Annotated in this window: 11 protein-coding genes and 3 pseudogenes; 5 read left to right on the top strand and 9 right to left on the bottom strand. The window is 67.3% G+C overall.

The window, feature by feature from the left end:
• Nucleotides 1-19 precede the first annotated feature (19 nt).
• The 5 genes and pseudogenes from K9U37_RS18215 to K9U37_RS18195 all read right to left on the bottom strand — a co-directional run.
• Nucleotides 20-418 (bottom strand): annotated as a pseudogene (locus K9U37_RS18215) (Rv3143 family two-component system response regulator); the annotation flags it as partial.
• A 132-nt stretch (nucleotides 419-550) separates the two neighbouring features.
• Nucleotides 551-967: a hypothetical protein gene (locus tag K9U37_RS20620; RefSeq protein WP_243073501.1), complete on the bottom strand. Its 417-nt coding sequence runs from the start codon at nucleotides 965-967 to the stop codon at nucleotides 551-553.
• Nucleotides 968-987: 20 nt separating this feature from the next.
• The gene (locus K9U37_RS18205) at nucleotides 988-1,614 is read right to left on the bottom strand and encodes a TetR/AcrR family transcriptional regulator (protein WP_243072885.1); all 627 of its coding nucleotides are present in this window, start codon (nucleotides 1,612-1,614) and stop codon (nucleotides 988-990) included.
• A 6-nt stretch (nucleotides 1,615-1,620) separates the two neighbouring features.
• Nucleotides 1,621-2,352, bottom strand: a pseudogene (locus K9U37_RS18200) (hydroxymethylglutaryl-CoA lyase-like TIM-barrel protein); the annotation flags it as partial.
• Nucleotides 2,352-3,140: pseudogene (locus K9U37_RS18195) on the bottom strand (CaiB/BaiF CoA transferase family protein); the annotation flags it as partial. The pseudogenes K9U37_RS18200 and K9U37_RS18195, both read right to left, overlap by 1 nt.
• A 354-nt stretch (nucleotides 3,141-3,494) precedes the next feature.
• Here K9U37_RS18195 and K9U37_RS18190 point away from each other — a divergent pair.
• Nucleotides 3,495-4,418 (top strand): esterase family protein, encoded by a 924-nt coding sequence (locus tag K9U37_RS18190; protein WP_243073451.1) that lies wholly within the window; start codon nucleotides 3,495-3,497, stop codon nucleotides 4,416-4,418.
• Between the two features lie 213 nt (nucleotides 4,419-4,631).
• Here the strand turns inward: K9U37_RS18190 and K9U37_RS18185 are convergent, their stop codons facing one another.
• From K9U37_RS18185 to hisN, 3 genes are all read right to left on the bottom strand, one after another.
• On the bottom strand, nucleotides 4,632-5,846 hold the full coding sequence (locus K9U37_RS18185; RefSeq protein ID WP_243072882.1) for an acyl-CoA dehydrogenase family protein: 1,215 nt from the start codon (nucleotides 5,844-5,846) through the stop codon (nucleotides 4,632-4,634).
• A 28-nt stretch (nucleotides 5,847-5,874) separates the two neighbouring features.
• Nucleotides 5,875-7,257 carry an acyl-CoA dehydrogenase family protein gene (locus K9U37_RS18180; protein WP_243072881.1) on the bottom strand — a complete coding sequence of 461 codons (1,383 nt, stop codon included), beginning with the start codon at nucleotides 7,255-7,257 and terminating at the stop codon, nucleotides 5,875-5,877.
• 93 nt (nucleotides 7,258-7,350) lie between these two features.
• The gene (gene hisN / locus K9U37_RS18175) at nucleotides 7,351-8,145 is read right to left on the bottom strand and encodes a histidinol-phosphatase (protein ID WP_243072880.1); all 795 of its coding nucleotides are present in this window, start codon (nucleotides 8,143-8,145) and stop codon (nucleotides 7,351-7,353) included.
• Nucleotides 8,146-8,232: 87 nt separating this feature from the next.
• Between hisN and K9U37_RS18170 the strand changes: the two genes are divergently transcribed.
• The gene (locus K9U37_RS18170) at nucleotides 8,233-8,577 is read left to right on the top strand and encodes a hypothetical protein (RefSeq protein ID WP_243072879.1); all 345 of its coding nucleotides are present in this window, start codon (nucleotides 8,233-8,235) and stop codon (nucleotides 8,575-8,577) included.
• Nucleotides 8,578-8,599: 22 nt separating this feature from the next.
• Here the strand turns inward: K9U37_RS18170 and K9U37_RS18165 are convergent, their stop codons facing one another.
• Complete coding sequence (locus K9U37_RS18165) at nucleotides 8,600-9,967, bottom strand: FAD-dependent oxidoreductase (RefSeq protein WP_243072878.1); 1,368 nt, start codon at nucleotides 9,965-9,967, stop codon at nucleotides 8,600-8,602.
• 164 nt (nucleotides 9,968-10,131) lie between these two features.
• Between K9U37_RS18165 and prfB the strand changes: the two genes are divergently transcribed.
• Genes prfB through K9U37_RS18150 form a run of 3 tightly spaced genes read left to right on the top strand, consistent with a single transcriptional unit; the run spans nucleotide 10,132 to nucleotide 12,741 of the window.
• A complete protein-coding gene (prfB, locus tag K9U37_RS18160) occupies nucleotides 10,132-11,247 on the top strand; it encodes a peptide chain release factor 2 (RefSeq protein ID WP_243072877.1) in 1,116 nt (371 codons plus the stop codon).
• Nucleotides 11,237-12,208: a mechanosensitive ion channel family protein gene (locus K9U37_RS18155; RefSeq protein WP_243072876.1), complete on the top strand. Its 972-nt coding sequence runs from the start codon at nucleotides 11,237-11,239 to the stop codon at nucleotides 12,206-12,208. The genes prfB and K9U37_RS18155 overlap by 11 nt, the downstream gene beginning before the upstream one ends.
• A gap of 2 nt (nucleotides 12,209-12,210) precedes the next feature.
• The gene (locus tag K9U37_RS18150) at nucleotides 12,211-12,741 is read left to right on the top strand and encodes an Rv3103c family proline-rich protein (RefSeq protein ID WP_243073450.1); all 531 of its coding nucleotides are present in this window, start codon (nucleotides 12,211-12,213) and stop codon (nucleotides 12,739-12,741) included.
• The last annotated feature ends 16 nt before the right edge of the window (nucleotides 12,742-12,757 follow it).

Genomic DNA, 12,757 nt, shown 5'->3' with positions numbered 1-12,757 from the left:
AATTGGCGTCTCGACGCCACACCGTAGTTGGTAGCAAACCAACTACCGCCTCAGCCAGCCGGATCGGGTCGATCGGATGGGGTACGGCGGCTTCGGCCCGCGACCAGCTGGCCAGCCAGGCATCGTCGGCACGGCCGGTCAGGACCAGGATGGGCGGGCAGTCGGCGATCTCGTCCTTGAGCTGTTTGGCAATGCCCATGCCGCCGACCGGCGCGGCCTCGCCGTCGAGGATCACGAGATCGAATCCGCCGCGGTCCATCAGCTGGATCACCATCGGCCCGGTGGCCACATCGGTGTAGGTCAGCTCGGGCAGCTCGGGGTGGACCCGCTTGCCCAGCGCGAGCCGAACCTGCTCGCGGGTACGGGCGTTGCTGCTGTACACCAGGACATGGACGGGTGGTGCGCCGGAGCCAGACACGCCGCCGATGCTACTGCGAAAACACCTGCCCCCTGGCGCGTTCAGCGGCCCCGGTCGAAATCGCCATCGAGCGGTGGCGGGCCGAGTCGCCACATCCGTCACACCAGCACCGTCTGGCGCGCTTGTTGCCAATCAGGCCTTCGCGAACACGAGATCGGCGATCAGCGTGGTCGTCGTCGGCATCATCCCGAACATGTTGCCGCTGACACCGAAGCTGGACCGGTCGACGGTGATCTGGCCGTCTCCGCTCACGTCGGTGAATTCGCCGTTGACGGCCACCAGACCCCACAGGGTCTTGTTCTTGAACCGCACGGAGGAGCGGGCAGGCACCAGGTTCCAGACCCCGGCAGTAGCGGGGTCGGCGAGCAGGTTGTGCAGGTTGGTCATGTCATCTCCAGTCGATTCGTGCCAGCAGATCCAGGTTGGTGTCGTCGCGGCCGCCGAACTTCGACGGCAGTGGTCGGCCTCGAGCGGCTTGATCTCGGCCTCGATGAACGCGTCCATCTCGGCCAGCAGCGGCGAAAGGTGCTCGGGCCGTGTGAACTCCACGGTGATCTCCAAGCTCGGTTCTAAAAGCCGTACAGAGTCTTCTTCCAGATGGTCGACAGGGTGGCGATGGCCTCGGCGTCGGAGAGCCGAACACCGAGGCCGGCGGTGTCCGGCCGCATACACACGGTGGTGAACTGTTCGAACAGCAGCGCGATCGCCAGCGCGGTGTGCTCGGCATTCAGCGCGGCGGCGTGCCCCTGCTCCTGGGCCCGGCGAACCGACGCGGCGACGATGTCGATGCCGAACTGGCGGAACTGGTTCTGCAGCGCCGCGAAACGGGCCTCGGTGGCCGCGAGCTGGTCCACCGCCACCATGATGCCGATGCTCTGCTTGAACATCACCCAGTAGGCGCTGACCACGGTGCGGAAGAATCCGTCGTCGTTCGGGGATTCGGGAAGATGCACCCGCAGGCCCGACGGAAGGACGACGTCGTGCAGGAACGACTCGGCCAGAGCGGCCAGCAGATCCTCCTTGTCGTCGAAGTAGCGGTAGAACACCGCCGGCGACTTGCCGGCCGCCGAGGTGATGTCGGACAGTGTCGTGCCGTGAAAACCGCGCTCGGCGAACAGTTTCCGAGCCGCATCCGCGATGGCCTGCTGGGTCTGGCGACCCTTGCTGCTCAGTGTTCGCGCGGCGCCGGTGGGCACGGGTGCTCAGTTCAGGGTCCGGTCGCCGGCGCGCTGCAGCGCACTGGGCAAGTCGTGTCCCACGACGGACTGGGCCACCCGGGTGGCGTGGACGGCGGCCCGCAGGTCGACGTCCACGGCGATTCCACTGTCCCGCAACAGATAGACCAGATCCTCGGTGGCGATGTTGCCGCTGGCGCCGGGTGCGAACGGACAGCCGCCCAGGCCGCCGACCGAGGAGTCCAGCCGCGTGACTCCGGCGGTCACCGCGGCATAGGCGCTCGCCGGTCCCGCCCCGCGGGTGTTGTGGAAGTGCGCCCCCAGTGGCAGGTCGCCGATGCGCGGGCGCACCTGGCCCACCAGGTCGATGACCCGACCAGGGGCGGTGGTGCCGATCGTGTCGGCGATGGCCAGCCGGTCGGCCCCGTACTCGACTGCCGCATCGACGATGTCGAGTACCCGTTGCGGCGGCGTCGGTCCGTCGAACGGGCAGTCCCACGCCGTGGCGATGATGACCTCGACGCTGACGTCGGAGTCGTGGGCGATCACGACGATGTCAGCGATCTGCGCCGTGGCTTCGGCACTGCTGCGGCCCACGTTGGCACGGCTGTGCCCGTCGGCGGCCGAGACCACGTACTCCAGCGAGCGCAATCCCGCCGCGATCGCGCGCTTGGCGCCGTTGGGGTTGGCGACCAGCGCCGAGAACTCCATGTCGGGATAATTGCCCAGGGCGGCAGCCAGTTCCGGCGCGTCGGCCAAACCACCTCCGCGACCGTGTTGATCGGACCGCTGATCACCCCTGCGGCGCTGAGGGTTTCGATGATGTCGGCAGGCTGCCGTTGCGCAGCCCAGTCGCCGATGATCTTGTCCAGCTCGTCCTGGTTGCGGCCACGGGCACCGTGGTCGACGAAGCGGTCGTCGGTGGCCAGCTCTGGTTGGCCCATCGCCGCGCATAACATCTGGAAGACGGTGTCCTGGTTGGCGGCGATGACCACCCAGCTGCCGTCGGCGGTGCGGTAGATGTTGGATGGCGCAATGCCTTCCAGCCGGGTGCCCGACGGCCCGCGCGCGATGCCGCCGGCGTCGTAATCGGGAATGGTGGATTCCTGGATGGCCAGGCAGGCCTCGGTCAGCGCGGCGTCGGCCACCTGACCGTCGCCGCTGACGGTCCGTCGGTACAGTGCCGCGAGCGCACCCTGAACGGCGAACATCCCGGCCAGGCTGTCCCCGAGGGACAGCGCCAGCCCCGGCGGGGGCCCGCCGGGGAAGTCGTTCATGTGCCGCAGTCCGTTGGCTGCCTCGGCCACCGACGCGTACCCGGCCTTGTGCGCGTCCGGTCCGGTCTGGCCGCAGCCGGACACCCGAACCAGGATGATGCCCTTGTTGTATTGGCGCAGAACGTCGTAACCCAGACCCCATTTCTCCAGGGTCCCCGGGCGGAAGTTCTCCACGATGATGTCGGAGCGCTCAACGAGTTTCAGGAACAGATCGCGGCCCTTCGGCTCGCGCAGGTTGAGGGTGACGGCCTTCTTGTTGCGCGCGTGCACCACGCGAGCCGACGCGGACTCGCACAAAAAGTGGTCGTGTGGTGCGATTCTGTGTCTGTTCGTGCAGAATGGTGCCTTTGCGCAGGTGGGCGAACGATTCCATGGAATCTCCCGAGGTGGGTTAGCGCCTGTGGCGCCCGGAAAACTAAAAGTGACATTAGTTTTCGTTCGGGCCGCTGACAAGGCCGAGGTAACGAATGTGCAACGCGGTGGACTTTCACTGCCTCATGACGACGTGTTTTACTCATTCCGACAGTCCGACAAGTCGGGGTCATAGAAAGATGGGGTGGATTTGTGAAGTCCCTGTTCGACAAGGTGCGTGGTTGGCCACATCGATTCGCGGTCGCCGCCGTCATGGCAGCGACGCTTCCGGGCCTGATCGGCCTGGTGGGCGGATCGGCATCGGCGGGAGCGTTCTCACGCCCCGGCCTGCCGGTGGAATACCTGATGGTGCCGTCGCCCTCGATGGGTCGCGACATCAAGATCCAGTTCCAGAGCGGCGGCCCGAACTCGCCCGCGGTCTATCTCCTCGACGGCCTGCGTGCCCAGGATGACTTCAACGGCTGGGACATCAACACCCCGGCGTTTGAGTGGTACCTGGACTCGGGTCTGTCCATCGTGATGCCGGTCGGCGGCCAGTCCAGCTTCTACAGCGACTGGTACAAGCCGGCCTGTGGCAAGGCGGGTTGCCAGACCTACAAGTGGGAGACCTTCCTGACCAGCGAGCTGCCCCAGTGGCTGTCCGCCAACCGGAACGTCAAGCCCACCGGCAGCGCGGCCGTCGGCCTGTCGATGGCCGGCAGCTCGGCGATGATCCTGTCGGTCTACCACCCGCAGCAGTTCATCTACGCCGGCTCGATGTCGGGCTTCCTGAACCCCTCCGAGGGCTGGTGGCCGTTCCTGATCAACATCTCGATGGGTGACGCCGGCGGCTACAAGGCCGACGACATGTGGCTCCCGACGGGGGATCCGAACAACGCGTGGCAGCGCAACGACCCGATGGTCCAGATCCCCAAGATCGTCGCCAACGGCACGCGTCTGTGGGTCTACGCCGGTAACGGCAAGCCCAACGAGCTGGGCGGCGGCGACCTGCCGGCCACCTTCCTGGAGGGCCTGACCATCCGGACGAACATCACCTTCCGCGACAACTACCTCGCGGCCGGTGGCACCAACGGTGTGTTCGACTTCCCGGACAACGGCACGCACAACTGGGCCTACTGGGGCCATGAGCTGCAGGCGATGAAGCCGGACCTGCAGCGCGTCCTGGGCGCAGCCTGAGCTGACTGGTCGCGGGTCGCCGGCTAGAAACCGCCGGCGACTCGCACCACAGCTCGACCCGAATTCATCCCGGCCCGCAACCTGGTCGATCACCGCGACGACGTCCTTGACGTCGACCGACTGGCCGCGGCCCGAACAATCCAGCATTCGGTGGTGTCATGGTTGTATGCGGATCCGCGACATCGCGTTTCCCGCCTGCAGTGACAGGCTCCGCTACTTGAGTTCGGCGGACGACAACCCGAGCAGCCGACGGGCCACCACCAGCTGCTGGATCTGCTGGGTGCCCTCGAAGATGTCGAGGATCTTCGAGTCGCGCGCCCATTTCTCCAGCAGGGTCTGCTCGGAATAGCCTGTGGTACCAGCCAATTCGACGGCTTTGAGGGTGATGTCGCTGGCCACCCGGGCGGCCTTGGCCTTGCCCATCGAGGCTTCCTTCGAGTTCGGGATCGCGTTGTCGGCCTGCCACGCCGAGCGCACGGTCAGCAGATAGCCGGCCTCCCAGTCGGCTTCCAGGCGCAGGAACTCCGCGGCGGGTGCGCTTTGGGCGTGGGCCGGCTTGTCGTAGGAGATCTCCACGCCGGCGTCGGTGAGGATCTTGCGCAGTTCCTCCAGGGCGGCGCGGCCCACGCCGACGGCCATGGCCGCCACGATCGGGCGGGTGTTGTCGAAGGTCTCCATGACCCCGGCGAAACCCTTCTCCACCTCGATGTCCGGGCTGCCGAGCAGGTTGCCCTTCGGGATGCGGACATTGTCGAAGCGGATGGCCGCGGTGTCGGAGGCCTTGATACCGAGCTTGCGTTCGAGACGCTCGACGGTGACGCCCGGATGCTCGCGCGACACGATGAACGACTTGATGGCCGCCCGCCCCTTGGACTTGTCCAGAGTCGCCCACACCACGATGTGGGTGGCCCGCGATCCGGCGGTGACGTAGATCTTCTCGCCGTTGATGACGTACTCGTCGCCGTCGAGCACGGCCGTCGTCGACACCGCGGCGGAGTCCGAACCGAACGACGGCTCGGTGATGGCCATCGCCGCCCAGACGTTCTTGCCCAACCGCTCCAGTTGCTCGTCGGTGGCCACGCCTGAGATCGCGGCGTTGCCCAGGCCCTGGCGGGGCACCGACAGCAGCAGCGCGGTGTCGCCCCACGCGATCTCAAGGGCGTTGAGCAAGGCGGACATGTTGCCGCCGTTGATGTTTCCCTTCGGCCCCTCGTCGCTGTCGCGGAAGGCCTCCGTGCCGGCGAACGAGAACGTCTTGGCCTCCGAGATGCCCTCGAACAGCGTGGCCAACGTGTCGAGTTCAACGGGATAAGCGTGTTCGTTGAGGTCGTACTTGCGCGAGATCGGCCGCAGCATCTCGGCGGCGCCCTGGTGCGCCTTTTCGATCACGGCTTCCAGCTTGCGGGGCATTTCCAGATTGATCGCCATGACAGGACTTCCGTTCGATTCGTGGACTTCAGAGGACCAGGACGCCTTCGGCGACGCCGATGACCCGCAGATCGCGATACCAGCGTTCGACCGGGTGCTCCTTGGTGTAGCCGTGGCCGCCGAGCAGTTGGACGCCGTCCAGCCCGATCTGCATGGCCTTGTCGGTGCCGAGCTTCTTGGCGAGCGCGGCCTCGCGTGCGAACGGCAGGCCCTGCTCGGCGCGCGCGGCGCCGCGCCAGGTGATCAGTCGCAGCCCGTCGACCTCGATGGCGATGTCGGCGCACATGAAGGCCACGGCCTGCCGGCGTGCTATCGGTTCGCCGAATGCTTCGCGTTCCTTGACGTAGGGGATGACGTAGTCGAGCACCGCGTGCGAGGTGCCGACCGCCAGCGCGGCCCAGCCAAGGCGCGACAGCGCAATGGATTCGGAGTAGTCGGCATCGGTGGCGCCGTCCTCGCCGAGGCGCGCCGAAAGCGGTACTGACACCTTGTTCAGCTCGATCTGGCCGAGCGCGGCCGCCCGGATCCCCATACTGCGGTCGGCGGTCACGGTCAGCCCGGGAGCGGCCGCCTCGACGATGAACAACGCCGGCTTGCCGTTGAGTTGTGCTGCCACGATGAATAATTCGGCGTCCGCGGCGGCCGGCACCAACGACTTGACCCCGTTGAGGCGGTAGCCGCTGGGCGTGCGCACCGCGGTGGTCTTCAACGCGGTCGGGTCGAACAGGGCCTGCGGTTCGGCGATTGCCACGCAGGCCTGTGGGACGTTCGCCCCGGCGAATTCGGTGAGATAGGTGGCCTGCTGGTCGGCGCTACCCCAGTGGGTCAGTGCTGAGGCGACACCGCTAGGGGCAAGGATCGGCAGCGCCAGGCCCATGTCGCCGTACGCCAGTGCTTCGGCCACCAGGGCGTTGGTGACGGTGGTGCGGTGCTCGGCGATGCCGTCGAAGTCCTCGGGGACGTTGATGGCGGTGACGCCGAGTTCGGCGGCCTTGGCGATCAGATCCGGCGGGTAGGCCGCGGCGTCGTCGGCCTCGCGGGCCGCCGGCCGCAGCACTTCCTCGGCAAACTCGCGGACCGTCTCGACGATCATCTTCTGGTCGTCGTCGGGGGTGAGGTCGAAATAGTCGGCGCCACTGGGGCGAAGACGCGTCGGTGCCTTGCCCAGGCCCTGGATCCTCTTGAACTGCCGCGTGGCGGCGCCGGCGGTGGAGAACACCTCCTTGACGCCGAACTTCAGGGCGCGATTCAGTGGGTCGCGCAGGCCGCAGCGGTCGAGGAACTCCTGGCCGACCAGAGGCGTCACGAGCGCCAGGCTGATGTCAGTCAAGGTCCGCTTGTGCTTGTACTGGCCGACGGCGCTGTCGCGGGCGCGCGCGTTCGTCGGCTTGGACGGAAGGGTGTTGGTCATATCGGCAGCCTCATCGGTGGTGGGCGGTGCTGATCGGAGCTGACTAAACCGTATCTTACTCCGGAGTAAGATACGGTGACCCTGTTAGCCATTTCACACGCCGGACAGGGCGGCGAGCACCGCGGCGTGCAGCAGTCCGTTGGTGGCAACGGCATTGCCGCCGTGCGGGCCGTCGGCCCCGGCCAGGCTGGTGAAACGTCCGCCGGCCTCGCGCACCAAAATGTCCAGTGCCGCGAGGTCCCACAGCTTGACCTCGGGTTCGGTGGCGATGTCGACGGCACCCTCGGCCACCAGGCAGTACGAGTAGAAGTCGCCGTAGCCGCGCACTCGCCACACCGCATCGGTCAGCCCGATGAACTCGCTGCGCATCCCGAGGTCGGCCCAGCCGGACAGGCTGGAGAACGACAGGCTCGCCGAGGTCAGGTTGGCGACCGCGGACACCGCCAGCCGTCGCGGTTCGCCCTCGTCGACGCTGGCGTACGCGCCGAGCCCACGCCCGGCCCACCACCGGCGATTGAGCGCCGGGGCGCTGACGACGCCGACGACCGGGATGCCGTCTTCGAGCAGCGCGATCAGGCTCGCCCAGATCGGGACTCCGCGGACGAAGTTCTTGGTGCCGTCGATCGGGTCGATCACCCACTGCCGACCACGGAACTCAGCTGTGCCGCCGTACTCCTCGCCGAGCACCGCGTCGCCGGGCCGCTGTGCGGCGAGGACTTCGCGCAGCGCGGCTTCGACCGCCTCGTCTGCGTCGGTCACCGGGGTGAGGTCCGGCTTGGTGTCGACACGCAGATCCAGCGCACCGAACCGGTCCAGGGTGATCGCGTCGGCCCGCTGCGCCAGCTCCAACGCCACCGCCAGGTCTGCCCGCACACCGCCGCCGCTCATGGCTGCAGTCCTACCATGACGTCACGCGACGGACACATCCGCGCGCTCGACCGCCCCACCCCTGCAGTGATGACATAGGAGAAACATATGTGGGAATTCGCGGTGCTGTTGCTGATCATCGGAGCGCTGGTGCTCGTGCTGAGGCCGCGCTTCATGCGCCGCAGCCTGCGTGCCGAGATGGCGCAGGGCACGCTGTTGGTGACCGGGGTCAGCCCGCGCCCGGACGCCACCGGTGAGCAGTTCGTCACCATCAGCGGCGTCATCAACGGGCCGACGGTCAACGAGCACGTCATCTATCAGCGGATGGCGGTCGACGTGAACAGCTGGCCGACCACGGGCCAGCTCATGCCGGTGGTGTACTCGCCGAAGAACCCGGACAACTGGTTCTTCGCGCCGCCCGACCCGCAGCCGCCGGTCGTTCCAGGCCCCTGAGTGTGCGGTTTCGCACGCGACCTCAGCCGCGGCCGATCCGCAGCATCTCGGCGACGTTGGCGATCTTCACCCGCGGCCGCCCGTGAAGCTCACCCGCCGAGCGCTCGTACTCGTCGATGACCTGCCAGTGATCGCCGGTCACCAACTGCGGCTGGCGTTCCACCAGCCAGCGCACCAGCTCGTCGGCGTGGTCCGGCCCCAACTCGCGCAACTGCGCCCCGGCCAGATCGGCGACCAGCGTGTCGACGGTGTCCTGGGAGTCCGACTTGTTCGAGCCGATCACACCCGACGGGCCGCGCTTGATCCAGCCCACGACGTACTGCCTGCCGGCGCCGGTGATCCGCCCGTCCGCATGCGGGATGGTGCCTGCGGCGTCGTCGAACGGCAGACCCGGAATCGGCACTCCGCGGTAACCGACCGCGCGCACCACCAACTGGGTCGGTAGCGTCTCGCGCTCGCCGGTGTCCTTGGCCACCACCCGTCCGCTCTCGTCGGTGACCAAGTCGTTGCGGCCCAGCACGATCGATTCGACGCGCTCGGAGCCCCGGATCTCGATCGGCGAGGTGCGGAACCGGAACACGATGCGGCGGTGACCGGGCCGGTGCCGACCTTCCGCGTAACCGCGCAGCACCTTGATGTTGGCTCGCACCAGCTTGCCCGCGGCGTCGGCCTCCTCGTCGGTGATGCAGGCCAGGTCGGCCGGGTCGACGATGACGTCCACCCCCTCGAGCTCGCCGAGCTCACGCAGCTCCAGCGTGGTGAACGTCGACTGCAGCGGTCCGCGGCGGCCGATGATCACCACCTCGTCGACACCGCGGTCGTGCAGCGACTGCAGGGCGTGGTCGGCGATGTCGGTGTTGGCCAGCACGTCGGGATCGGTGACCAGAATGCGCGCGACGTCGAGGGCGACGTTGCCGTTGCCCACCACCACCGCGCGGCCACTGGAGATGTCCGGCGCCATCTCCTCGAAGTGCGGGTGCGCGTTGTACCAGCCGACGAAGTCGACGGCGGCCACGCTGCCGGACAGCTCCTCGCCCGGGATGTGCAGGGCGCGGTCGGACTGGGCGCCCACGGCGTAGATCACCGCGTCGTAGCGCTCGGCGAGTTCCTCGGCCTGCACCTCCTCACCGACCGTCAGGTTGCCGAAGAAGCGGAACCGCGGATTGCTCGACGTCTTCTCGAACGTCCTGCTGATCGACTTGATCTTCGGATGGTCCGGCGCCACCCCCGAACGCACCAGGCCCCATGGCGTCGGCAGCATCTCCAGCATGTCCACCCGCACGTCGGGCCCGCCGTCGGCGACTGAGCGGTCGGCGAACTTCAACAGCGACGCCGCGGCGAAGTACCCGGAGGGGCCTGCGCCGACGATGGCGACGAAGTAAGGACGCATCTTCGAACTTCCTGTCCTGGCGCATCGCGGTCGGGAAGCGTCGCGCAGAGGTCGCGCGGCGCACATCTCGGTTACAGAAGTGATGTTAGGCGCGGAAGCTGTCAGGCTGCCCGGAACGCCGCCGCGGGTCACACCGCGCCGCGACGCCGGTAACGTGAACACCCGTGGACCTCGATCGACAGTCTGATATCGCCGCCCTTGACTCCACTCTGACCACGGTGGAGCGGGTACTCGACGTCGACGGGCTGCGCGCGAAGATCGAGAAGCTCGAACACGAGGCGGCCGATCCGAACCTCTGGGACGACCAGAGCCGAGCCCAGCGCGTCACCAGTGAGCTTTCGCACGCCCAGGGTGAACTGCGCCGCGTCGAGGGTCTGCGCGGCCGGCTCGACGACCTTCCGGTGCTCTACGAGCTGGCCGCCGAGGAAGAAGGAGCAGGCGGCGCCGATGCACTCGCCGAGGCCGACGCCGAGCTCAAGTCATTGCAGGCCGACATCGAGGCGATGGAGGTCCGGACCTTGCTGTCCGGTGAGTACGACGAGCGCGAGGCGCTGGTGACCATCCGCTCGGGCGCCGGTGGTGTGGACGCCGCGGACTGGGCCGAGATGCTGATGCGGATGTACATCCGCTGGGCCGAGCAACACAACTATCCGGTCGAGGTGTTCGACACCTCCTACGCCGAAGAGGCCGGCATCAAGAGCGCCACCTTCGCGGTGCACGCCCCGTTCGCCTACGGCAACCTCTCGGTGGAGCAGGGCACGCACCGGCTGGTGCGGATCAGCCCGTTCGACAACCAGAACCGGCGCCAGACGTCATTCGCCGAAGTCGAGGTCCTGCCAGTCGTCGAGACCACCGACCACATCGAGATTCCCGAAACCGACATCCGCGTCGACGTCTACCGCTCCAGCGGACCCGGCGGGCAGTCGGTGAACACCACCGACTCCGCGGTTCGACTCACCCACGTCCCCACCGGCATCGTGGTGACCTGCCAGAACGAGAAGTCGCAGCTGCAGAACAAGGTTTCGGCGATGCGCGTTCTCCAGGCCAAGCTCCTGGAACGCAAGCGCTTGGAAGAGCGGGCCGAGATGGACGCACTCAAGGGCGACGGCGGCAGCTCCTGGGGCAATCAGATGCGCTCCTACGTTCTGCACCCCTACCAAATGGTCAAGGACCTGCGGACCGAGTACGAGGTCGGCAATCCGACGGCGGTACTGGATGGGGACATCGACGGGTTCCTGGAGGCGGGGATCCGCTGGCGCAATCGACGAGATGACGACTAGTACCTACCTGGCCGCGAGTTTTGGCCAGCACTGGAGCCAGTTCTGGCAGGGCCAGTACGGCGTGTGGATCGTCACCAGGGGTGTGCGGATCGCCTTGCTGGTGATCGGTGGCCTGCTGGCGGCCCGGTTCATTTCGTGGATCGCCCGCCGGATCACCCGGCGGATCGATGCGCAGTACCAGCAGACAGATCAGATCGTGCGTACCGAGAGCGCCAAGCACCAGCAAGCGGTGGCCTCGGTGGTGTCCTGGGTGTCGATCGCCCTGCTGTTCATCATGGTGGGGGTCGAGATCAGCGATGTCCTGTCCATCCCGATCACTTCGCTGGCCGCGCCTGCAGCGGTGCTGGGTGCTGCGCTGGGCTTCGGTGCCCAGAACCTGGTGAAAGACCTGCTCGCCGGTTTTTTCATCATCACCGAACATCAGTACGGCTTCGGGGACCTGGTCCAGCTGAGCATGATCGGCGCACCGAGCGATTCACTCGGCACCGTCGAGGAGGTCACCTTGCGGGTGACCAAGCTGAGAACCCCCGAGGGCGAGATGTACACCGTCCCCAACGGCAACATCGTCAGGTCCCTCAACCTGTCCAAGGACTGGGCACGTGCGGTCGTCGACGTGCCGGTACCGGCCTCCGCCGACCTCCACCAAGTCAATGATCTGCTGCACCAGGTCTGCAACGATGCCATGGAGGATGAGGATCTGCGCAAGTTGCTACTCGACCAACCCGCCCTGATGGGTGTTGAGAGCCTCGCGGTCGACACGCTCAACCTGCGGATCGTGGCCCGCACGCTGCCTGGCAAACAGTTCGACGTCGGCCGGCGGCTGCGGGTCATGGTGATTGCCGTGCTGCGCGAGGCCGGTATCACCACACCGACGGAGAAAACTCCCACACTGGGCACCATGACGCCGTCGGGTTCCACCGGCGATGTGTCAGCCGCGAGCAGTCGGGAAACCCAGCGATGACGATGTGGCTGCGCAAGTTCAAGCGGGAGGACCGCGGCTGGCCCAAGTACCTGCCCGGCGGTCGTATCCGCACCTCGACGACGGTTTTGGCGATGGCTTTCATCGCACTGTTCGTGATCTACCAGAACTACGAGCCGCCACCTCCGGCGCTGGTCCCGTCGACCCAGGTGGTGCCGCCGGGGTTCATCCCCGACCCGTCCTACACCTGGGTGCCGCGTATCGACGTCCAGCGGCGCATGACGACAACGACGACGCCGCCGACGACGACAACGACGACGACGCCGACGACGACGACGCCGACGACGACCGAGATCACGACGGAGACGACATCGCCGACGGAGTCCACCTCGCCCGGCGAATCGCCGACCTCGCCGACGTCGCCCACCTCGCCGACCTCGCCGACCTCACCGACTGCGAGTACCCCGGCCCCGCCGGGAGTGCCGCCGCTGCCGGGTGCGCCGAGCCCCGCCCCGACGCCGGCCCCGGCTCCCGGGCAGGGGCCGATGTCGACGCCCGCGGCTCCGACGCAGTAGTCGCGACCTCCGGACA

It is taken from the genome of Candidatus Mycolicibacterium alkanivorans, from assembly GCF_022760805.1.
Lineage (GTDB): Bacteria > Actinomycetota > Actinomycetes > Mycobacteriales > Mycobacteriaceae > Mycobacterium > Mycobacterium alkanivorans.
This window is presented reverse-complemented; position numbering and strand designations above follow the sequence as displayed.